The organism is Bradyrhizobium sp. ma5 (assembly GCF_042258955.1).
Classification (GTDB): domain Bacteria; phylum Pseudomonadota; class Alphaproteobacteria; order Rhizobiales; family Xanthobacteraceae; genus Bradyrhizobium.
Map to the genome: position 1 here is coordinate 8505381 of NZ_CP170156.1, position 20878 is coordinate 8526258.

Consider the following 20878-nt stretch of genomic DNA (forward strand, 5'->3'; position numbering starts at 1 on the left):
AGCAACTCAGGCGACAGTAGACCGGCAACGGGACTGTTGACGCCGCAACATAGCAAGACTGATCGCGCAGATTTCGCCTGCGTGGATGGGTGGTCACGCCTCACGTAACCGCCTGCTCCTCACCGGCCTGCCGCGCGACAGCGGAAGTGGAGGTGAGCGATGTTCGAAAAGCTCGCAAAATTCCGACCGTTCGAGCCGCGGCAGATTCCGCCGCGGGCGGCCACCTATTCCAATGACAACCAGCCGGGTTTTCGCCGCCCGGCGGATCGCCGGCGTCCAACCCCGACCTGTCATTGGATCCTGATCGACGGCCGCCTGGAGTGCCGGTGGATCGTCGAAACCACTCTCGAATCATCAGCGAATGATCTCGATCGAAAGCGGCGCGCGGACCGGTACTCCGGCCCGCGCGCAACACCTGCGCATTCCGCAGCAAAGATCACCGCAAGCGCCTGAAGGACCGACATGGACGAAGGACCTAGTCGTCCCGTTGCGCGCCATCGCGGCGCGGCAACGGGACTGCCTCCGGGGAACGACATCAATTTTGGAATAGCCGCTGCTCACGGCAGCGGAGGCTGCGCGCGCGCATAGAGCTGCTCCGCGTCCCTCCCGCCGTGCCCAACAGGCAGCGGGGAGACGACGATGAGCAAGACAAATGACATTTTCGGGCAAGCCCGTCGGCCGACCGTTGCCGGTGCCGTCAGGCATCCCGCACCGGCCAACGACCAGCTCGTTCCGGTGATGCGGAGCATCGTCGGTCTCATCAACGAGAGCGCCGGCCTCGTGCGCCACGTCGCCGCGTTCGGCATCGCGCTGATGCTGGACACCGGCCGCGCGCCACCGCGGCGCGGGCCGGCTTCAGACTCCATCCCAGTGCCTGAAGCCGGCAACATCATCCGCTTTCCAACTCCCAAAACTACCAAACACGCAAATGAGAAGGAATGAGTCATGACCGTCGTCAATGACTTGAACGTGCACGCCTCCGATCGTGAGGCCACCGCCAGCTCCGTCCGCACCGCGGTGCTCGACCGCGCGCATCTCGGTGACATCCATGGCGCGCTTGGAAGCATCGCCGAAGGTGACACCGCGCCGCGCGCGACATGGCTCGCCCGGCTGAAGACGCTGCTGGCGATCGTCGGCCCCGGCCTGATCGTGATGGTCGGCGACAACGATGCCGGCGCGTTCGGCACCTATACCCAGGCGGGGCAGAACTACGGCACCACGCTACTGTGGACGCTGCTGCTTTTAATTCCCGTGCTCTACGTCAACCAGGAGATGGTGGTGCGGCTCGGCGCCGTGACCGGCGTCGGCCATGCGCGGCTGATCTTCGAGCGCTTCGGCAAGTTCTGGGGCGCCTTCAGCGTCATCGACTTGCTGGTGCTGAACGCGCTGACCATCGTCACCGAATTCATCGGCATCACCTTCGCGCTGCATTTTCTCGGCGTCTCGCAGTTCTGGGGCGTGCTGGCCTCGGCTGTTATCGTGATGCTGGCGGTCTCGACCGGCGACTTCCGCCGCTTCGAACGCTTCGGCATCGTGCTGGTCGCAGGCAGCCTTCTGTTGGTGCCCGTGATCCTGATGGTGCATCCGCCGGTCGGGCAGATCGCGGCCGATTTCTTCGTGCCGAAGATGCCCGAGGGCGCCAAGCTCAGCGAGGTGATGCTTTTGATCGTCGCCATCGTCGGCACCACGGTGGCGCCGTGGCAGTTGTTCTTCCAGCAGAGCTACATCGTCGACAAGCGGATCACGCCGCGCTTCATCCGCTATGAGCGTATGGATTTGTGCATCGGCATCGTGCTGGTCGTGGTCGGCGCCGTGGCGATGATCTCGTTCTGCGCCGAGGTGTTCGCCGGCAAGCCCGAATTCGGTAATTACACCGACGCGCTGGGCACCGCGGTCGGGCTCGAGAAATATGCCGGCCGGCTGCCGGCGGTGCTGTTTGCCCTCGCACTGCTGGATGCCTGCATCATCGGCGCGGCCGCGGTCTCCCTCTCGACGGCCTATGCGATCGGCGACGTGTTCGCGGTCAAGCACTCGCTGCACCGCAAGCCGTGGGACGCGAAAGGCTTCTACGGCGTCTATTGCGGGCTGATCGTGCTCGCCGCCGTGCTGGTGCTGACGCCGGGCACGCCGCTCGGACTGCTCACCAACGCGGTGCAGACGCTGGCCGGCGTGCTGCTACCGAGCGCGACCGTGTTCCTGCTCTTGCTCTGCAACGACCGGCACATCCTCGGGCCGTGGGTCAATTCCGTCAGGCTGAACCTGTTCACCGGCACCGTGGTCGCAGGCCTCGTAATGCTGTCGGTGATCCTGACTGCCGCGGTGCTGTTCCCCGATCTCGGCGAGGCGTGGATCATCGGCATCCTGGTCGGCGGCAGCCTGCTTGCGCTCGCAGTCACCGCGGCGGTCAAGCTGTACGAGATGCTGTCGCACGGTCGCGCGTCCTCCCGCTTCAAGCACAAGCCGCCGCTGTTCGACCGTGACACCTGGCGGATGCCGCCGCTCGACCGGCTGCCACCGGCGCGGCTCAGCCCGCTGAGCCGGATCTGGATGCTGGTGCTGCGCGGCTACCTCGTCGTCGCTGCCGGCCTGGTGCTGCTGCGGATCGTCCAGCTCGCCACGGTGGGAGCGTGACGGCACTCGGCCGCGGCCGACGATGGGGCGCGATCGTGTTGTTCAGGATGGCGGGCGCCGTCCTGCGCGGCGCGACCGCGCTCTATCAGCGACGTGTGATTTCAGGCGCCGATCTGCGGACAGCGCTGTCGATAGCGCGATGCGTCGAACGGGCCGGCGCGAGGGTCGTGCTCGGCCGGCCATCGCAACCGGCATTCATCAAGACAAGGGACGAAGACAATGATGGCCTCGATTGAACGGTCGGCTCTCGACCGATTTGCCACAGATGTGCGGTCGATCGCAGCCGATCAGGCTCGCGGCCTCGTGGCGTTACGCGACTGTCATAGTGGCGTGCAAATCGAAGAGGTACCCGGCGCACCTCAGCTGCTATTGCGAATTACTTGCAACAGGCGACAGCGGATGCTAGGTGCTGATCTGGCTTTGGATGGGACGATGCGGATCGGACCGGGGACGGCGGGCGATGACTTCAAATCTCGGGTGGCAAGTGGCCGCCAAATCTGTAATGCCGGGCGAAACCGCCAACCATTCGCGGAAAGCCGCGTCATGACCTGCGTCCGCCTCTTCCGGGTTCGGATCGCCGCCGGCGCAGCGCTCGGCGCAGCGGCATTCGGCACGTCGGCGTCCGCGGCCGATCTGCCCCTCAAGTCTCCTGCCGCCAAGGCGGTCTACAGCTGGACCGGCTTCTACGTCGGTGCCCATGTCGGCTATGGCGACGGCACGCTGGGACCGGGCACCAACCCAATCCTGGAACAGGGCGTGTTCTTTCCGCCCACGATCACCGGCGGGATCGGCGGCTTCCAGGCCGGATACAACAAGGAATTCGCCAACCGCTTCGTGCTCGGCGTCGAGGCCGATGCGACCTTCACCGGCCCGACCGACCTGCCGCGGCGCGTGCTCGGGCCCTTCAACTCGTCGATCGACTATGTCGGCACGCTGCGCGGCCGCGCCGGCTACAGCCTCGGCACCTGGATGCCCTATGTGACCGGCGGCTTCGCCTGGGGACACACCGAGGTTAGGGTCAATGATGCCGGCGGCACCGTGATCTCGCAGCCCGGCCAATACCAGACCGGCTGGACCGTCGGCGCCGGCGCCGAATTCGCGGTGAGCGGCAATTGGACGGCCAAGGTCGAATACGACTACATCGACCTGTCGCGGCGCACGCTCGGTCTCAACGATTTCGGCATGCCCGGCGTCAGCATCGACCCGCGCATCCACCTGCTGAAGTTCGGCTTGAACTACCAGCTCGGCGACTCACCCTGGTCGGCGACGCCGACGCGCACCGCGCTGCCGGAATCGAGCGACTGGAGCGTGCACGGACAGACGACGCTGCTCGGTCAGGGCTATCCGTCGTTCCGCGCGCCCTATACCGGCACCAACAGCCTTCCGGGCCCGGGACAGGTGCAACAGACCTGGACCACGACGGCGTTTCTCGGCGTGCGACTCTGGGAAGGCGGCGAGCTCTATTTCAATCCGGAAACGGCGCAGGGCTTTGGCCTCAACGGCACGCTCGGTCTGGCCGGCTTCTCGAACGGCGAAGCGCAGAAGGCCGGCGCCGAGTTCCCGAAAATCCGGCCGCAGCGCTATTACTTCAAGCAGACCTTCGGCTTCGGCGGCGAGCAGGAGGACGTCCCCGACGGCCCCAACCAGATCGCGGGCAAGCGCGACATCGACCGCCTCACGATCGTGGTCGGGCGCTTTGCGGTGGGCGATTTCTTCGACGGCAATTCCTACGCCAAGGATCCGCGCGCCGACTTCATGAACTGGGCGATGTGGGCCTCCGCCGCCTACGACTTCCCGGCCGATCTGCCCGGTTACACCCGCGGCGCCGTGGTCGAGCTCAACCGCAAGGACTGGGCGGTGCGCGCCGGTGTGTTCCAGGTGCCCAATGCACCGAACAGCGACGTGCTGATCTTCAACGCCAACAATGGCGGCGCGGTGGTGGAATTCGAAGGCCGCTATTCGATCTTCGATCAACCCGGCAAGCTGCGCGTCGGCGTATTCGGCAACCGCGGCAACACCGGTAATTATCGCCAGGCGCTCGCGATTGAGGACGCCAACCCCGGGCTCGACATCAACGACGTGATGGCCGGTATCCGCAAGGACAACACCAAGTACGGCTTCTATTTGAACGGCGAGCAGCAGATCGCGACCGATGTCGGCCTGTTCGGCCGCCTCAGCTGGAACGACGGCCGGAACGAGATCCTGTCGTTCACCGATGTCGACCGCAGCGTTTCCGGCGGCGTGTCGATCAAGGGCAGCACTTGGGGCCGGGCGAACGACACGATCGGAATCGGCGGCGCGATCAACGGACTGTCATCGGCGCATCGCGACTACCTCGCCGCCGGCGGCCTCGGCCTTCTGATCGGCGACGGCGCGCTGAACTACAGTCCGGAGCGGATATTCGAGACCTACTACGCCTACCAGGTGAACAAGAGCCTGACGCTGACCGCGGACTATCAGTTCATCACCAACCCCGCCTACAACGCCGATCGCGGCCCGGTGCACATCTTCTCCGGCCGCATCCACGGCGAGTTTTGAGTCCCAACGTCGTCCCGGCGAAGGCCGGGACCCATAGCCACCGCTGTCTGTGGTTATGGCAGGCTGGGGCCACAGCGAGGCAAAACACAACATCCTGTGGTTATGGGTCCCGGCCTTCGCCGGGACGACATTGAATTTGTCGCGCAGTTCTTCGCTATGTGAGCTGGATTGGTTCGAGCAGCAAAACGCCCTCTCCCACTTAGATATATGTAGACCCCCCGGGCTTGCCGCAAGCCCGGGGTCATCCCGTAGAACGCGCGCCCAATCGAACGGAGGAGTGCGGGATGCGGGAACATGCTGTGGTGATTGCCGGCGGAGGGCCGACCGGGCTGATGCTGGCGTGCGAGCAGGCGCTGGCCGGCGTCGATGTTGCGATTGTCGAGCGGCGCGAGAGTCCGGACCTGATCGGCGCGCGAGCGGGCGGCCTGCACGCACGCACCATCGAGGTGTTCGACCAGCGCGGCATCGGCGACCGCTTTGTTGCACTGGGCACGCGCCATCCGGCGGTGCTGTTCCATTCGCATCTGGTTCCGCTTGGGATCAGCGACTTCCCGACCCGGCGCAACTTCACGCTGGGGCTGCGGCAGAACCATATCGAGCGCGTGCTCGGCGAATGGGCCGACGAACTGGCGGTGCCGATCGAGCGCGGGCGCGAGGTGACCGGCTTCACGCAGGACGACGATGGCGTCGATGTCGCGCTGTCGGATGGCCAATGGCTCCGGGCGCAGTATCTCGTCGGCTGCGACGGCGGCCGCAGCATCGTCCGCAAGGCGGCGGGCATCGAATTCGCCGGATGGGATCCGACCAGGAGCTGGCTGATCGCCGAGGCCGAGATGTCAGGCGAACCGGAATGGGGCTTTCGCCACGACGACGCCGGCATCTATGCCATCGGCAAGGTGGAAGACGGTGAACGGGTGCGGCTCGTGCTGACCGAGCCGCAACTCGGCACTGACAGGGAGCCGACCCTGGGCGACGTCAGCGAGCGGCTCGTCGCGGTCTACGGCACCGATTTCGGCATCCACAGTCCGGTCTGGATATCACGCTTCACCGACATGACCCGTCAGGCCGTGACCTACCGCAAGCAGCGCGTGCTGCTGGCCGGCGATGCCGCCCATGTGCACCCGCCGATGGGCGGACAGGGCCTCAATATCGGCGTGCAGGACGCGGTGAACCTGGGTTGGAAGCTCGCCCAGGTGGTCAAGCAGACATCGCCGGACAGCCTGCTCGACTGCTATCAGGCCGAACGCCATCCCGTGGCGGCCCGCGTGCTGCGCAACACCATGGCGCATGTTGCGCTCAGCCGAACCGATGCACGCAGCAAGGCGCTGCACGAAATCGTCTCCGAATTGCTGCGCATGGACGAGCCGCGCCGAAAATTCGCCGCGATGATGTCGGGCCTCGACCTGCATTACGATCTCGGCTGTGGCCATCCGCTGCTCGGACGCCGCATGCCCGATCTCGATCTGGTGACGACCAACGGCCCGCTGCGGGTCTTCGCGTTGCTGCACGGTGCGCGGCCGGTGCTGCTCAATTTTGACGAGCCCGGCAGCATCGACATCGCGGGATGGAGAGATAGGGTTCGGCTGGTCGATGCCGATTATGCCGGCACGTGGGAGCTTCCCGCGCTCGGAACGGTTGCGGCGCCCGGCGCAGTGCTGGTCCGGCCCGACGGCTACGTGGCGTGGGTCGGAGGAGACCGGGATCAGTCGGGCCTCGCCGAGGCGCTGACCAAATGGTTCGGCCCGCCGGCGTAGCTCGGCGCCCCTACCCCGCCGGCTGGAACGAATCCGCGCGCGCCATTGCCCAGGCTTCGCGGAAGCGGGGATCCTGGGTGCCTTCGAGCAGTTCGCCCGGGCGCAGCGTCGGATAGAGCTGCGCGAAGGTGCGGACGTCGGTGGTCGAAGACCGCTGCGAGAAGTGGATCGGGCGCAGGTCCTGGGTGTGCTCGAGGCCGGCGGCCGCGAGCAGCTCGGTCAGCGCGTGCAGGGTCGCGTGGTGGTAGTTGTAGACGCGGTCGATCTTGCCGGGCACGTACAGCGCGCGGTTGCGGATCGGGTCCTGCGAGGTGACGCCGGTCGGGCAGCGATCGGTGTGGCAGCTCAGGGACTGGATGCAGCCGAGCGCGAACATGAAGCCGCGCGCCGAATTGCACCAGTCGGCGCCGATCGCCATCGCGCGCGCCATGTCGAAGGCGGTCGCGATCTTGCCGGCGGCGCCGATCTTGATGCGATCGCGGGCGCCGATGCCGATCAGCGCGTTGTGGACGAAATTGACGCCCTCGCGCATCGGCATGCCGAGATGATCCATGAACTCGAGCGGCGCAGCGCCGGTGCCGCCTTCATTGCCGTCGACCACGATGAAGTCGGGATAGAGCCCGCTCTCCTTCATCGCCTTGCAGATCGCCAGGAATTCCCAGGGATGGCCGATGCACATCTTGAAGCCGGCTGGCTTGCCGCCGGACAGCTTGCGCATCTGCGCCACGAATTCCATCATCTGCAGCGGCGTCGAGAACGCCCTGTGATAGGCCGGCGAGATGCAGTCCTCGCCCATCGGCACGCCCCGGATCTTGGAAATCTCCTCGGAGACCTTCGCGGCCGGCAGCACGCCGCCATGGCCGGGCTTGGCGCCCTGGCTGATCTTGAGCTCGACCATCTTGATCTGGTCGTCGCCCGCGACGCTTGCGAACAGCTCCGGATTGAAGGTGCCGTCGCGGTTGCGGCAGCCGAAATAGCCGGAGCCGATCTCCCAGATGATGTCGCCGCCCATCTCGCGGTGATAGGGGCTGACGCCGCCCTCGCCGGTGTCGTGGGCGAAGCCGCCCTTCTTGGCGCCCGCATTGAGCGCCCGCACCGCGTTCGGGCTGAGCGCGCCGAAGCTCATCGCCGAGATGTTGAAGACCGAGGCCGAATACGGCCTGGTGCAGTCGGGACCGCCGATCGTGATGCGGAATTTCTCCTCGGCGCGCGGCTTCGGCGCCACCGAATGATGCATCCACTCGTAGCCCTCGCGGTAGACGTCCTCCTGGGTGCCGAACGGCCGCTTGTCGAGCACCATCTTGGCGCGCTGATAGACCAACGCGCGGGTGTCGCGGGAGAACGGCATGCCGTCCTTCTCGCTCTCGAAGAAATACTGCCGCATTTCCGGGCGGATTTCCTCGAGCAGGAAGCGCATATGCGCCGAAATCGGGTAGTTGCGCAGCACCGCATGGTTCTTCTGCGTCAGGTCGCGGATGCCGAGCAATGTCAGCGCGCCGAAGATCGCCAGCGGGATCACAACGATCTTGAAGACCTTGTGGTCGAAAATCCCGACCAGCAGCAGCAGTGCGGTGACGACGGCGCAGATCGTCAGCACGATGAAGCGCGGCGAGAACGGAAGCAGCATCGTATCCATCAAATCTCTCCGGTCTGCCTTGAATACCCTGTCGGCGGTGAGCCTAATCCAACTCGCGGAACAAGTGCACTACGGTTATACGGCCGAGCAGTCACAGATGTGACAACCGCCCGGATGGGCGGGTACGGCTGCCAGGCAAATTGAAACGAAATCGCCTTTTGCAGTGCAACGCAGCGGAGCGAGGCGCGCCCTGTCAAAATATCGAAAACAACCCCATGCACAGTAGCCGGCGGCTGCCGGCGTTCGACTGGGCAACTGGACACGTCGGGCAACTCACCGGCATTCTTCCATTATTCCGAAATCGTGCGGACGCCCCTCGTGGTGTCATCACCCGTGCATGCGGGTGATCCAGTATTCCAGAGACGTCCGTGCTTGATTCGAGGAGCCGCGGCGTACTGGATCGCCCGGTCCCTGTGCGCAATTGCGCACAGGCCGGGCGATGACAGTTGTGGACGAGGATGTAGCCTCACAGGGAAGAGCCCCGTCCGGCATCAATGGTCGTGCGGCTGCAATTCGTGGGGGATGTGCCCCGCCTTCAGGCCGTCGCTGGCGAGCCATGCATTGGTGGTGTCGAGGGCGCGGGCGATGTGATCTGACGTCCGGGAGAAATCATAGGGCGAGCCGACCAGCGGGCACAGCGGCGGCACCACGAAATACTCGACGTCGGGGCCGATATTCTCGAGCTCGTTGACGAGCTGCCGCGCGATCAGCAGCGTCAGCGCATGCAGCGCATTGGCGAGCGCGCCGACCGGCGGCGCCTGGTTGGCGCAGGCATGCCCGGTCGGCAGCACGATCAGGCGCTTTGCCCCATGCTTCACGGCGACGCGGACCGGCGTGTTGCTGGAGATCGCGCCGTCGGCGAGGTAGCGATTGCGGTAGTGCACCGGCGTAAACGCACCGGGGATCGCGGTCGACGCAACGATCGCCTCGGCCGCGGAGCCTTCCGACAGCACCACGCTGTCGCCGCTGATGATGTCGGTCGTGACGATGTGGATCGGAAGCCGCGCGTCCTCGAGATTGCGGAACGGGATGTAATCCTCGATCAGCCTGCGGACACCGTCATGCGGGATCAGGAAGTCGCGCCGCCACAGGAAGCCCACCAGCGTCCGCCAGCTCACCGGAAACACGTCCTGCCGGTTCAGGCCGCGCCACGCCCGAGACCGTTGGGTCGCCGGCATAGAACGCGCCGTTCAAGGCGCCGACGCTGGAGCCGACCACCATGTCGGCGGCGACGCCATGCGCGGCCAGCGCCTGCAGCATGCCGACCTGGACCGCGCCAAAGCTGCCGCCGCCGGCGAACACAAAGGCGGTCTTCGGGGCATCCGGATCGGTGATGGACAAGGTGCGGCTCCCTGGGGGCGCCGCGTTCGGGAAACGGCTGCGCGGCGTTGGGGGCGTTATAGCAGCGGGGAGATCGGTGAGGCCATCATCCCAGTCGTCATTCCGGGACATCGCGAAAGCGATGGGCCCGGAATCCATAACCACAAATGGAAAAGGCTGGAGCCCGATGGGGCCCCAGCCTTCGTCAAATGAACTGTGGTGGTTATGGATTCCGGGCTCGATGCTGCGCATCGCCCCGGAATGACGGTAAAAACCGTCGCTCAGCGCTCGACGAACGCCTTCTCGATCACGAAGTGACCGGGGGTGTTGCCGCTGCCTTCCTTGAAGCCGCGGGTCTCGAACAGCTGCTTCAGCTCGTCCAGCATCGCCGGGCTGCCGCACATCATGATGCGGTCGGTCTCGATATCGAGCGGACCCTGATGCAGGTCGGTGAACAGCTGGTTCGAGGTGATCAGGTCGGTGATGCGGCCGCGGTTGCGGAACGGCTCGCGCGTCACGGTCGGATAGTAGGAGAGCTTCTCGGACAGCAGCGGCCCGAACAGCTCGTCGTCGCGCAGCTTGGCCACCAGCTCCTCGCCATAGGCGAGCTCGGAGACTTGGCGGCAGCCATGCACCAGCAGGATCTGGTCGTAGCGATCGTAGACCTCGGGGTCCTTGATCAGGCTCGCGAACGGCGCAAGGCCGGTGCCGGTCGACAGCAGCATCAGCCGCTTGCCGGGAATCAGATTGTCGGTGATCAGCGTGCCGGTGGCCTTGCGGCCGACCAGGATGGTGTCACCCTCGCGGATCTTCTGCAGCTTGGAGGTGAGCGGGCCATCCTGCACCTTGATCGAGAAGAACTCGAGCTCTTCCTCGTGGTTGGCGCTCGCCATCGAATAGGCGCGCAGCAGCGGCCGGCCCTCGACCTCGAGGCCGATCATGGCAAACTGGCCATTCTGGAAGCGGAAACCGGAATCGCGGGTCGCCCGGAAGCTGAAAAGCGTATCGGTCCAGTGCTGAACAGAAAGAACTTTCTCTCGATAGAACGCGCTCATGGGTTTTCGTTTTCTCGACTGATCAGATTTAGAATGGTTTGATTTCTAGACTGCTCGCGACGGCGCTGAAGTGGCCGAAATCATTGAAGATCTCGCGTTTCCATTGCGCCAATGCATGAGATAGTCAAGATCAACTGGCGTGCAATTGCGATCTCAGAATGGCAGTCGTTCGATTTCGCGCAGAGGTTCAGCCACGACATCGTTAACACGTGGCGCTCCAGGTAATTTACTTGCTGAGATCGCCGCCGATCTGGCAATTAATTGCTACGAAAGCCGCGGTGAAGGGAAAATGATCTCGTGGTCCTGATCAGCCAGCGAATCTTCCTGGAAACCATCAAAAAATATTGTTTGGCGCGCTCGATTGCCGTCGAGGTGCGATCCGGCGGCTGGCTGGTCATCATGACCAAAGGCGGCACGCGGCGACTTGCGATCGGCTACGACATCGGGCTGAACAGCGCGGTCGCACATCAGGTCGCCAACGACAAATCGGCCTGCGCCGAAGTGCTGGCATCGGCGGACATATCAGCCGTTCCGCACAGGCTGTTTCTCGGCAGCAAGCTCAGCAAGCACATCCCCGGATCGGACTCGCTGGATGCGATGTTGCTTCTGCTCGCGCAGCATCCGCACGGCCTCGTCGTCAAACCCAACGAGGGGACATCCGGCGAGCTGGTCTTCCGCGTCAAGACGCGAGCGCAACTGGAGACCGCGGTCGCACGCATCATCGCCGCGCACCCGAGCCTTGCGATCTCGCCTTTCGTCGAGATCAAGGACGAGGTGCGCGTCGTGCTGCTCGATGATCGCGCGCTGATCGTCTACGGCAAGACACGGCCGTCGGTGATTGGCGATGGCGTTCGCTCGCTGCGCGCGCTGGCAGAGGCGACCGCGACGGCCGAACAACTGAAGGCCCTCTCCGAGGATTTCGATGCCGCCGCACTCGATGCCGTTCCGCCCGCCGGCGAACGGCTTCTGCTCAACTGGCGGCACAATCTCGATGCCGGCGCCGAGCCCGCGCTGCTCACCGATGCCGCGACACGCGAGGCGTGCGTCGCGCTCGCGACCAAGGCCGCGCAAGCGGTCGGCATCCGCTTCGCCTCCATCGACGTCGTGCACGTCGATGGCACGTGGCAGGTGCTTGAGGTGAATTCCGGCGTGAAGATGGAAGCGCTGGGCCGGCGGCATCCGGCGTTGGTCGAGGCGGCGTATTCGGCAGCGCTGGACGCCGTGTTCTCGTAAACGACGTACTTGCCTTTAGCCCCGATCATTCTCGCGGGTGTTCTTTCTCAAAGGCGGCGACGATCAGTTCCGATTGTTCGACCTGTGCGGTGAGGCGGTCGATCTCGGCTTGCGTCTCCGGAAACACGTCAGCGCCTGCCGTATTTCCGGATTGCAACTCGGCGAGCAGTTCACGATTCTTGGTGATCTGCTCGCGGTGCCAATCGATTTCGGGATCGTCTTGCATAGGCCAAGTCTCAATCGGCTGGGGACTACGACGCCAGCTCGCGCAGCAGAGTGGATGGAAAAACCGGCTTTGCAAAGAATTTGACGCCGTCTGGCAGATCGCTGGGCGGCGCCAGGCCCGAGATGACGAGCACGCGCACGCCCGGGTCGCAATCCAGGGCCCATTGTGCGAGTTCGATGCCGTTCATTCTGCCCGTGAGCTTGACGTCGGTGACCAGCAGCGACGGGTGACGCATCTTGATGGCAAGCGCGGCCGTTTCGCCGTCTTCGCATTGGATGACGTCGAAATGCCCTTCCTTCAACAACAGCGCAATCATGTCGCGCTGGATCGTGTCGTCTTCAACCACAATTGCGGTTTGGTGAATTGACCTCGCGTAGCCCATGGCAACCTCCAAACGGTCAACCCCGGTGTTCAATGATCGGGGACGCTTAAAGTTCTGGTTCCAGACTCGATAACCGGCAGGTTCCGGCGGACGTTTGCAAGTTCCGAGCGGAACAACATTCGAGGCTGGCGCGTCATTGATGAGAGACGAGCCGGATGGTTCGGGCCTGGGGAAAGGAAGTCGTGCCAGGAGGCAAAGCTGATGAAGAACGCTGTACGCTCCGATCAGGATTTTTCTGAACCCTACAAAGCCGACGCGGCGGCTGGCGCGCCGAGCTATCTGTTCTCTCGACGACGGGGCGAAGACCCGGCACCGGGTGCCAATGACATGCGGCATCAGGCGATAGAGCGAGAGACGACCGGTTCGCTTGTCGATCCCTTTGGCGCTCGCCTGCCGCACGACATCGTTTCCGAGATGGAAGCAGAGCTCAAGCAGCAGGTCGATCGGCTTGTCGCGGAGCGACACTAGAGCCTATCCCGTTCCGATTGAATCGGAACGGGGCTCTAGACACTTGTTCTGACGCGTTTTCTTCACGCGAACCGGTATCCACTTCGCTCGAAAACGCTCTAGCTGGTGACGTGACGAGTTCGCAAACTTCAACAGTGGAATCTCGCCTGCCGATGATGCTCCAGAGATCGCGGCGCGGAAACTCGAAGCAAGATCCCCGCCGGATCAATGGAGTTTTGATGGGAGCGATCCTTGGACGCGCGATCTTCCAGGTCATGGTTGTTCTGGCTGCAGTCGGCATCGTTGCCCTCGCCTGCATCGCAGTCCACGGCGGCTATTCGCGCGCGGCGGTGCAGCTTGCGGCAAGATTCACTCCGTCACTTTGACCGATTCAGCGGCTTGCTCATCCTGCTCAAGGGAGTACCCTGATGCGCATTAATCGATCCGGATACAGATTATGCGCAAACTCCTTTTGAGCTTCCTCGCGGTCGCGGCGTTCGCCGCTGCCTTCAATCCACCGCCCGCCAACGCCGTATTCTGGCGCGGCGTCACCGCACCGACGAATATCGACATCCATGGCTATCCGATCATCAAGGAGCCGCCGCCGAGCCCATGCCAGCTGATCCATGTGAACGGGTTCTGGGTCCGGCAGTGCCTGGATCTGTCGTATCGCCATTGGCGATGAGCGAAGTCGCGCTTCGTCGGGACAGTTCGGGAACGCTTCGGAAGCCGTGCGCGTTGCGCAAGACCCCCACCCGGATTGCGTCTGCAATGCAATCCGGCCTCGCCCGCAACGAGAGAGGCCGGACTTCGAGGCTAGTTGGCTCCGCCCGCCGAATCGTCGAGCGCCTTGAAGGCATCCTCGAGCTGCGGTGACAGCGCGACGTTGAGCTTCTCGCCGGTCGGCAGGCGGGCGACGAACCACTTGTTGTAGAGCGGGACGATGTCGCGGTTCGAGGCGAGCTTGCGGAAAGCGCGCTCGACCACGTCCTTCATCTGCGGCTCGCCCTTGCGGTACATGATCCCGTAGGGATCGTAGGACAGATAGTCGCCGGTGACGCGGAATTTGTCCTGCGACTTGTGCCGCGCGATCAGGCCGTAGAGCAGGATGTCGTCGGTCGCGAACGCGTCCGCCTTGCCGTCTACCAGCATCTGGTAGGACTGCTCATGGTCGGGCGCAGTCACGATGTTGAGGCCGAGCTGTTGCTTGGCGTCGACATTGTGCATCGCCTGCTCGTTGGTGGTGCCTTTGGTCACCACCACCGTCTTGCCCTTCAAGTCGGCGACCTGGTTGACGCCGGAGGCCTTCGGCACCATCAGCTTGGTGCCGGCCACGAACATCAGCGGCGAAAATGCGACCTGCTTGCCGCGCTCGGCATTCGCCGTGGTCGAGCCGCATTCCAGATCGATCTTCTTGTCGACGACCGCGGGAATGCGGTCGTCGGAGGTCACCTTGACGTAGTCGATCTTGAGGTTGGCGTCGTCGACCTCGGCCGCGATCTCGTCGACGATCGCATCGCACAGCTCGAGGCTGTAGCCGATCGGCCGGTTGGAGTGATCGAGGAACGAGAACGGCGGCGAACTTTCGCGATAGCCGACCCGCACCGCGTGCGTGGCCTTGATGTTGGCGAGCGTGGGGCTGAGCCCCTCGCCCGCCGGCTGTGCGGACACCGGTCCGATCAGCAGGCCTGCCGCCAGCAGACATGCTGACAACAGGCATGTCGACAGTAAGGGCGCCTCAGCCCGTATCGGCCTCCAGCGGGCGCGATGCATGCATGCCTCCCGTCAATGACCGGCCATCACGGCGCCGGGCACCGCATCCTGCGGCACCGCGTCGTCCGGCCCGAGCTCGTGCTCGGGCTTCAGCTCGCCCTCCCACTTCGCGACCACGGCGGTGGCCAGCGAGTTGCCGATCACGTTGGTGGCGCTGCGGCCCATGTCGAGGAAGGTGTCGATACCCATGATCATCAGCAGGCCGGCCTCCGGGATGCCGAACTGCGACAGCGTCGAGGCGATCACCACCAGCGACGCGCGCGGCACGCCGGCGACGCCCTTCGAGGTGATCATCAAGGTGGCCAGCATCGCGAGCTGCGTGCCGAGCGACATCTCGATGTGGTAGGTCTGCGCGATGAAGATGCTCGCGAAGGTGCAGTACATCATCGTGCCGTCGAGATTGAAGGAATAACCGAGCGGCAGCACGAAGGCCGAGATTCGCGAGGAGGCGCCGAACTTGTTCAGCCCCTCCAGCGTCTTCGGGTAGGCCGCCTCCGAGGAGGCGGTCGAGAATGCGATCATCAGCGGCTCGCGGATCAGCCGTAGCAGATGGCTATATCGAGGCCCGATCACCACGAAGCCGACCGCGACCAGGATGCCCCACAGGAGCAGCAGCGACAGATAGAAACCGCCCATGAAGACGATCAGCTTCCAGAGCACGCCGAGGCCGTTCTTCGAGACGGTCGCCATGATGGCGGCCCACACCGCGATCGGCGCGAACAGCATCACGTAGCCGGTGACCTTGAGCATGATGTGGGCGAGGTCGTCGATCAGGCTCATGATCGGCTTGGCGCGCTCAGGCATGGCGCCGAGCGCGACCGCGAAGAACACCGCGAACACCACGATTTGCAGGATCTCGTTCTGCGCCATCGCATCCGCGATCGAGGTCGGGATCAGATGGGTCAGGAATTTCTCGATCGAGAAGGCCGAGACCGGCAGGCCGGTCGACTGCGCCTTGTCGGGCAGCGTGCCGGGGAAATTGGCGCCCGGCTGCAACAAATTGACCATCACGAGGCCGAGCAGCAGCGAGATAAAGGAGGCGGAGACGAACCAGCCCATGGTCTTGGCGAAGATGCGCCCGAGCTTGGCGCCGCTTCCCATATGGGCGATGCCGCCGACGAGGGTTGCGAATACGAGGGGCGCGATGATCATCTTGATCAGGCGCAGGAACAGCATCGCGATCAGGTTGACGTCGGCTGCAATCTCGGCACGGCTGTCAGGAAAATAGTTGAAGACGATCGTCCCCATTGCGATGCCAAGGACCATCGCAATCAGGATGTACTGCGTAAACCTGTTCGACATTCTCTTACCCCCGTAAGTTCCCGGCGAAGGGCAAGTGTGGCAGATTTACGCAGCTACGCAACACGCTTCGCGCCGTGCGGGACTTTGCCGATCTGTTCCCGTTGTGGAATGCCAGCGCGGAGACTAGCGTTCATGCAGCGCACAATCTGTGCAATGAGCTGCGCGCGCCGCAGTCAAACTGCATGCGAAACGACCAACGCCAAGGAAAGCCAAGAGGGGAGACACCGCCAATGAACGACACCGTCAATCGCCAGATCCTGCTTGTTGAAAAGCCGACCGGCAAGCTTGGCCCCGAGCATTTTCGCCTGACCAAGGGCACCGTCCCCGCGCCGAAGGACGGCGAGGCGCTGGTGCGGACGCGCTACATCTCGCTCGACGCCGCCAACCGCGCCTGGATGCACGGCGCCACCTACCGCGCTGCGGTGGAAGCCAACACCGTGATGGCCGGCGGCGGCATCGCCGAAGTGGTGTCATCGAATGACCCCGGCCTGAAGCCGGGCGATATCGTGTTCGGCGACACCGGCTGGCAGGACTATGCCGCCGTGCCCGCCAAGCACCTGGCCAAAATGCCGAAGCTCGAGCCGATGACGCACCTTCTCAGCGTCTACGGCATTGCCGGCCTGACCGCCTATTTCGGCCTGCTCCATGTCGGCAAGCCCAAGGAGGGCGAGACCGTGGTGGTGTCGGCAGCCGCCGGCTCGGTCGGCTCGATCGTCGGCCAGATCGCCAAGATCAAGGGCTGCCGCGTGGTCGGCATCGCCGGCGGCAAGGACAAGTGCCACTGGCTGACCTCGGAGCTCGGCTTCGACGCCGCGGTCGATTACAAGGACGGCGCCACCTACAAGGCGCTGCGCGCGGCGGCGCCGAAGGGCATCGACGTCTATTTCGACAATGTCGGCGGCGACATCCTCGAAGCTTGTTTGGCGCAGATGAACAACCGCGGCCGCATCGCCTGCTGCGGCGCGATCTCGCAATATGACGGCGTCCCCTCCGCGCACGGGCCGCGCGGCGTGCCCGGCCTGATCGTGGTGAAGCGGCTGATCATGCAGGGCTTCATCGTGATGGACTACATGGACCAGCGCGATGCCGCGCTCGCCGACCTGCAATCCTGGGTCTCCTCGGGCAAGCTCAAGGTCCAGGAGGACGTCATCGACGGCATCGAGAACACGCCGCAGGCGCTGATCGGGCTCCTGGCCGGCGAAAACCGCGGCAAGCGCATGGTGAAGGTGTAGCCGGAAGCGCTCTCAAACCCGTCATCCTTGTAAGTCAGGACGAGCCGGATCGGCTGAGGAGCGCGTAGCGCGTCTCGAAGGATGCACGGCCCCGGCTGGGTGGCCGTCGACCCTTCGAGACGGCCGCTCCGCGGCCTCCTCAGGGTGACGGGGATGGATTGGGTGCACGGGCCCTAATGCACCGTGCCCGACGCCTGCGGAGCGGCTTGCGGCGCGGGCGTCTTGCCCTTCGCCTTGCGCCAGTTCTCGAAATTCTGCACCACGACGAAGAACGCCGGCACGAACAGCACCGCGAGGCAGGTCGAGGCGATCATGCCGGAGAACACGGTGATGCCGATCGACTTGCGGGCGTTGGCGCCGGCGCCGGTCGCCAGCACCAGCGGCAGCACGCCGAGGATGAAGGCGAACGACGTCATCAGGATCGGCCGGAACCGGGCGCGCGCCGCATCGATCGCCGATTCCAGCACCGGCTTGCCGTCGCGGATGTGATGCTCGAGCGCGACCTCGACGATCAGGATCGCGTTCTTGGCCGACAGCGCGATCAAGAGGATGGTGCCGATCTGGGTGTAAAGATTGTTCTCGATCCGGAGCGACGTCAGCACCAGCATGGGCCCGAGCAGCGACAGCGGCACCGCCAGGATCACCGAGATCGGCGCGTACCAGCTCTCATATTGTCCGGCGAGCACGAGATAGACCAGCAGCAGCGCCAGCGCGAATACATAGTAGATCTGGCTGCCGACCTCCTTCTCCTGGTATGACATCGCCGTCCATTCATAGCCGGTCCCCGGCGGCAGCGTCTTGGCGGCGATCTCCTCCATCAGCGTCATCGACTGGCCGGAGCTGTAGCCCTGCGATGGCAGGCCGATGATGGTCGCGGACGGATAGAGGTTATAGAGACTGATCAGCGACGGCCCGACCGACGGGGTGATCTTCGCCACAGTGCCGAGCGGGATCATGTCGCCATTGCTGTTGCGCACCATCATGTTCTCGATGTCGCGCAGCGTCAGGCGGTATTGCGCATCGGCCTGGGTGTAGACCTGGAAGGTGCGGCCGAACTTGGTGAACTGGTTGACGTAGCTCGCGCCGAGATAGGTCGACAGCGTCGAGAAGATCTGGTCGGTGGTGACGTGCAGCGTCTCGGTCTTGACGCGGTCGACCTGGACGTCGAACTGCGGCACCATCGAGCGGAACGACGACTGCACCCGCTGCAGCGCGCTTTGGGTCTGCGCATTGCCGACGACGGCGCCGGTGACCGCCTGCAGCTTGCCGTAATCGGCGTTGCCGTCACGGAGCTGCACCTGCATGGCAAAGCCGGCGGCATTGCCGATGCCCTGGATCGGCGGCGGCGGGATCACCAGGATCCGCGCCTCCGGGATCACCGCAAGCTTGTCGTTGAGCCCGTAAACCAGCGAGCGCAGATCCTCGCCGGGGCCGCGCGAGCCCCAATCCTTCAGGATCACATAGGCGACGCCGGCATTGGCCAGGCTCGACGAGTTGTCGAGCGCGGAGATGCCGGCGATGGCGACCACCTGCTCGACACCAGGTGTCTTGCGGGCGATCTCGGTGACCTGATCGAGCACCCGCTGGGTGCGGTCGATCGCGGCGCCGTCGGGCAGCTGTACCGCGGCCAGCAGGTAGCCCTGGTCCTCGATCGGAATGAACCCGGTCGGCACCCGCGACAGCCCGTAGCCGGCAATTCCGATCAGGATCAGCGCGACCAGAACCGACGTCTTGGCGTGGCCGGCGATGCCGCCGATCATCCGGGTGTAGCCGCGCTCCACCCGGTCATAGACCGCGTTGAAGCCGCGGTAGAAGAAATTGCGCTGCTCCGGCGGCGCCGGCGGGCGCAGCCATAGCGCGCATTGCGTCGGCTTCAGGGTCGCCGCATTGACCGCGCTGAGCAGCGCAGTCGCCGCGATCACCAGGGCGAATTGCGCGTACATCCGGCCGGTCAGCCCCGGCAGGAAGGCCGCCGGCAGGAACACCGAGATCAGCACCAGCGTGATGCCGACGATCGGCGCGAACAATTCGTCCATCGCCTTGATCGCGGCATCGTGCCCGGACATGCCGCGCTCGATATTGTGCGCGGCGCCTTCGACTACCACGATGGCGTCGTCGACCACGATGCCGATCGCCAGCACGATCGCAAACAGCGTCGACAGATTGATGGTGAAGCCGAGCGCGGCCATCGCCGCGAACGCGCCGATGATGGTGACCGGCACCGTGGTGGCGGGCACCAGCATCGCCCGCCAATCCTGCAGGAACACCAGGATCACGACCAGCACCAGCAGGCCGGCCTCGATCAGCGTCCGGTACACCTCGTCGATCGAGGCCTGGACGAATTTGGTGGTGTCGAACGGGGTGTCGTATTTGATGTCCTGCGGGAACTGTTTGGCGAGCTGCGCCACCTTCTTCTGCACTTCCTTCTCAACCTGCAGCGCGTTGGCGCCCGGCGACAGGAACACGCCGATGCCGGTGGCCGGCTTCTGGTTGAGCGAGAACACCTGGCTGTAGGTCTGCGCGCCGAGCTCGACCGAGCCGAGATCGCGGACGCGGGTGACGTCGCCGACATTGCCCGTCTTGACGATGATGTCCTCGAACTGGCTCGCATCGTCGAGCCGGCCGTTGACGTTCAGCGTGTACTGGAACGCCTGCCCCTGCGGCGCGGGCGGCGCGCCGACCTGGCCCGCGGTGACCTGCTGGCTCTGCTGCTGGATCGCCTGGATGACGTCCTGCGGCATTAGCCCGCGCGCCTGCAGCTTGTTCGGATCGAGCCACACCCGCATCGAATATTGTCCCGCGCCGAACACGGTGACATTGCCGACGCCGGGCAGACGCGACAGCTCGTCGCGGATGTTGATGGTGGCATAGTTCGACAGGAACAGGCTGTCATAGGTCTTGTTCGGCGAGGTCAGCGTCACGAACAGCAGAATCGAGGTCGACTTCTTCTGCACCGTGACGCCCTGGTTCTGCACCGAGGTCGGCAGTTGCGACAGTGCCGAGGAGACGCGGTTCTGCACCAGCACCTGCGCGAAGTTGAGATCGGTGCCGATCTTGAAGGTCACCGTCAGCGTATAGGTGCCGTCGGCGCCGCTGTAGGACTGCATGTAGAGCATGTCCTCGACGCCGTTGACCTGCTGCTCGATCGGCAGCGCGACCGTGTCGATCACGGTTTTTGCCGACGCACCGGGATAGCGCGTCGTCACCTGGACCGTCGGCGGCACCACGTCGGGATATTGCGCGACCGCAAGATTGAACAGCGCGACGCCGCCGATCAGGATCATCAGGATCGCGATGACGTTCGAAAGGACCGGGCGCTCGATGAAGAATTTCGAGATCATGGCGCGCC

20 protein-coding genes are annotated in these 20878 nt (G+C 64.4%); 11 read left to right on the forward strand and 9 right to left on the reverse strand.

What is annotated here, in order from left to right; translation table 11 throughout:
- The first annotated feature begins 159 nt into the window (after positions 1-159).
- The 6 genes from ACE103_RS40235 (at position 160) to ACE103_RS40260 (ending at position 6923) form a co-directional block, all read left to right on the forward strand.
- Positions 160-453 carry a hypothetical protein gene (locus tag ACE103_RS40235; protein WP_375777471.1) on the forward strand — a complete coding sequence of 98 codons (294 nt, stop codon included), beginning with the start codon at positions 160-162 and terminating at the stop codon, positions 451-453.
- A gap of 186 nt (positions 454-639) precedes the next feature.
- The gene (locus ACE103_RS40240; RefSeq protein WP_375777472.1) at positions 640-942 is read left to right on the forward strand and encodes a hypothetical protein; all 303 of its coding nucleotides are present in this window, start codon (positions 640-642) and stop codon (positions 940-942) included.
- Positions 943-945: 3 nt separating this feature from the next.
- Positions 946-2631 carry an NRAMP family divalent metal transporter gene (locus ACE103_RS40245; protein WP_375777473.1) on the forward strand — a complete coding sequence of 562 codons (1686 nt, stop codon included), beginning with the start codon at positions 946-948 and terminating at the stop codon, positions 2629-2631.
- Positions 2628-2867, forward strand: coding sequence for a hypothetical protein (locus ACE103_RS40250; protein WP_375777474.1), 240 nt, complete (start codon positions 2628-2630; stop codon positions 2865-2867). The genes ACE103_RS40245 and ACE103_RS40250 overlap by 4 nt, the downstream gene beginning before the upstream one ends.
- A 307-nt stretch (positions 2868-3174) precedes the next feature.
- Positions 3175-5169, forward strand: coding sequence for a carbohydrate porin (locus tag ACE103_RS40255; protein WP_375777475.1), 1995 nt, complete (start codon positions 3175-3177; stop codon positions 5167-5169).
- Positions 5170-5453: 284 nt separating this feature from the next.
- Complete coding sequence (locus tag ACE103_RS40260) at positions 5454-6923, forward strand: FAD-dependent monooxygenase (protein ID WP_375777476.1); 1470 nt, start codon at positions 5454-5456, stop codon at positions 6921-6923.
- A 10-nt stretch (positions 6924-6933) separates the two neighbouring features.
- Here the strand turns inward: ACE103_RS40260 and ACE103_RS40265 are convergent, their stop codons facing one another.
- From ACE103_RS40265 to ACE103_RS40280, 4 genes are all read right to left on the reverse strand, one after another.
- Positions 6934-8559, reverse strand: coding sequence for an FMN-binding glutamate synthase family protein (locus ACE103_RS40265; RefSeq protein WP_223972326.1), 1626 nt, complete (start codon positions 8557-8559; stop codon positions 6934-6936).
- 491 nt (positions 8560-9050) lie between these two features.
- On the reverse strand, positions 9051-9677 hold the full coding sequence (locus ACE103_RS40270; protein ID WP_375777477.1) for a patatin-like phospholipase family protein: 627 nt from the start codon (positions 9675-9677) through the stop codon (positions 9051-9053).
- Entirely contained in the window at positions 9619-9900 is a 282-nt protein-coding gene (locus ACE103_RS40275; protein ID WP_375777478.1) for a patatin-like phospholipase family protein, read from the reverse strand. Before ACE103_RS40275 ends, ACE103_RS40270 begins: the two co-directional genes overlap by 59 nt.
- Before the next feature lie 260 nt (positions 9901-10160).
- Positions 10161-10934, reverse strand: coding sequence for a ferredoxin--NADP reductase (locus tag ACE103_RS40280; RefSeq protein ID WP_097670994.1), 774 nt, complete (start codon positions 10932-10934; stop codon positions 10161-10163).
- Between the two features lie 297 nt (positions 10935-11231).
- Here ACE103_RS40280 and ACE103_RS40285 point away from each other — a divergent pair, with 297 nt between their 5' ends.
- Entirely contained in the window at positions 11232-12167 is a 936-nt protein-coding gene (locus ACE103_RS40285; protein ID WP_375777479.1) for a RimK family alpha-L-glutamate ligase, read from the forward strand.
- A gap of 25 nt (positions 12168-12192) precedes the next feature.
- On the opposite strand, the gene ACE103_RS40290 is transcribed toward ACE103_RS40285, so the two are convergent.
- Together ACE103_RS40290 and ACE103_RS40295 are read right to left on the reverse strand one after the other, a co-directional pair.
- Entirely contained in the window at positions 12193-12393 is a 201-nt protein-coding gene (locus ACE103_RS40290) for a hypothetical protein (protein WP_223972313.1), read from the reverse strand.
- Positions 12394-12418: 25 nt separating this feature from the next.
- Positions 12419-12775 (reverse strand): response regulator, encoded by a 357-nt coding sequence (locus tag ACE103_RS40295; RefSeq protein ID WP_375777480.1) that lies wholly within the window; start codon positions 12773-12775, stop codon positions 12419-12421.
- Between the two features lie 201 nt (positions 12776-12976).
- Between ACE103_RS40295 and ACE103_RS40300 the strand changes: the two genes are divergently transcribed.
- The 3 genes from ACE103_RS40300 (at position 12977) to ACE103_RS40310 (ending at position 13907) form a co-directional block, all read left to right on the forward strand.
- Positions 12977-13243, forward strand: a complete 267-nt coding sequence (locus tag ACE103_RS40300) for a hypothetical protein (protein ID WP_375777481.1) — start codon at positions 12977-12979, stop codon at positions 13241-13243.
- A gap of 218 nt (positions 13244-13461) precedes the next feature.
- Entirely contained in the window at positions 13462-13608 is a 147-nt protein-coding gene (locus tag ACE103_RS40305) for a hypothetical protein (RefSeq protein ID WP_223972307.1), read from the forward strand.
- Between the two features lie 71 nt (positions 13609-13679).
- Positions 13680-13907, forward strand: coding sequence for a hypothetical protein (locus tag ACE103_RS40310; protein ID WP_375777482.1), 228 nt, complete (start codon positions 13680-13682; stop codon positions 13905-13907).
- A 131-nt stretch (positions 13908-14038) separates the two neighbouring features.
- Here ACE103_RS40310 and ACE103_RS40315 read toward each other — a convergent pair whose 3' ends face one another.
- Both ACE103_RS40315 and ACE103_RS40320 read right to left on the reverse strand, forming a co-directional pair.
- Positions 14039-14995 carry an amino acid ABC transporter substrate-binding protein gene (locus ACE103_RS40315; RefSeq protein ID WP_375777483.1) on the reverse strand — a complete coding sequence of 319 codons (957 nt, stop codon included), beginning with the start codon at positions 14993-14995 and terminating at the stop codon, positions 14039-14041.
- A 12-nt stretch (positions 14996-15007) separates the two neighbouring features.
- On the reverse strand, positions 15008-16297 hold the full coding sequence (locus ACE103_RS40320; RefSeq protein ID WP_223972300.1) for a dicarboxylate/amino acid:cation symporter: 1290 nt from the start codon (positions 16295-16297) through the stop codon (positions 15008-15010).
- Positions 16298-16527: 230 nt separating this feature from the next.
- Here ACE103_RS40320 and ACE103_RS40325 point away from each other — a divergent pair, with 230 nt between their 5' ends.
- The gene (locus tag ACE103_RS40325; RefSeq protein WP_375777484.1) at positions 16528-17529 is read left to right on the forward strand and encodes an NADP-dependent oxidoreductase; all 1002 of its coding nucleotides are present in this window, start codon (positions 16528-16530) and stop codon (positions 17527-17529) included.
- 173 nt (positions 17530-17702) lie between these two features.
- On the opposite strand, the gene ACE103_RS40330 is transcribed toward ACE103_RS40325, so the two are convergent.
- Positions 17703-20870: an efflux RND transporter permease subunit gene (locus ACE103_RS40330; protein ID WP_223972295.1), complete on the reverse strand. Its 3168-nt coding sequence runs from the start codon at positions 20868-20870 to the stop codon at positions 17703-17705.
- Positions 20871-20878: the final 8 nt, after the last annotated feature.

Coding starts and splice junctions, on each gene's coding strand:
- ACE103_RS40235 (WP_375777471.1), top strand. CDS start 160: ATGTTCGAAAAGCTCGCAAAATTCCGACCGTTCGAGCCGCGGCAGATT.
- ACE103_RS40240 (WP_375777472.1), top strand. CDS start 640: ATGAGCAAGACAAATGACATTTTCGGGCAAGCCCGTCGGCCGACCGTT.
- ACE103_RS40245 (WP_375777473.1), top strand. CDS start 946: ATGACCGTCGTCAATGACTTGAACGTGCACGCCTCCGATCGTGAGGCC.
- ACE103_RS40255 (WP_375777475.1), top strand. CDS start 3,175: ATGACCTGCGTCCGCCTCTTCCGGGTTCGGATCGCCGCCGGCGCAGCG.
- ACE103_RS40260 (WP_375777476.1), top strand. CDS start 5,454: ATGCGGGAACATGCTGTGGTGATTGCCGGCGGAGGGCCGACCGGGCTG.
- ACE103_RS40265 (WP_223972326.1), bottom strand. CDS start 8,559: ATGGATACGATGCTGCTTCCGTTCTCGCCGCGCTTCATCGTGCTGACG.
- ACE103_RS40280 (WP_097670994.1), bottom strand. CDS start 10,934: ATGAGCGCGTTCTATCGAGAGAAAGTTCTTTCTGTTCAGCACTGGACC.
- ACE103_RS40290 (WP_223972313.1), bottom strand. CDS start 12,393: ATGCAAGACGATCCCGAAATCGATTGGCACCGCGAGCAGATCACCAAG.
- ACE103_RS40295 (WP_375777480.1), bottom strand. CDS start 12,775: ATGGGCTACGCGAGGTCAATTCACCAAACCGCAATTGTGGTTGAAGAC.
- ACE103_RS40300 (WP_375777481.1), top strand. CDS start 12,977: ATGAAGAACGCTGTACGCTCCGATCAGGATTTTTCTGAACCCTACAAA.
- ACE103_RS40305 (WP_223972307.1), top strand. CDS start 13,462: ATGGGAGCGATCCTTGGACGCGCGATCTTCCAGGTCATGGTTGTTCTG.
- ACE103_RS40310 (WP_375777482.1), top strand. CDS start 13,680: ATGCGCAAACTCCTTTTGAGCTTCCTCGCGGTCGCGGCGTTCGCCGCT.
- ACE103_RS40315 (WP_375777483.1), bottom strand. CDS start 14,995: ATGCATCGCGCCCGCTGGAGGCCGATACGGGCTGAGGCGCCCTTACTG.
- ACE103_RS40320 (WP_223972300.1), bottom strand. CDS start 16,297: ATGTCGAACAGGTTTACGCAGTACATCCTGATTGCGATGGTCCTTGGC.
- ACE103_RS40325 (WP_375777484.1), top strand. CDS start 16,528: ATGAACGACACCGTCAATCGCCAGATCCTGCTTGTTGAAAAGCCGACC.
- ACE103_RS40330 (WP_223972295.1), bottom strand. CDS start 20,870: ATGATCTCGAAATTCTTCATCGAGCGCCCGGTCCTTTCGAACGTCATC.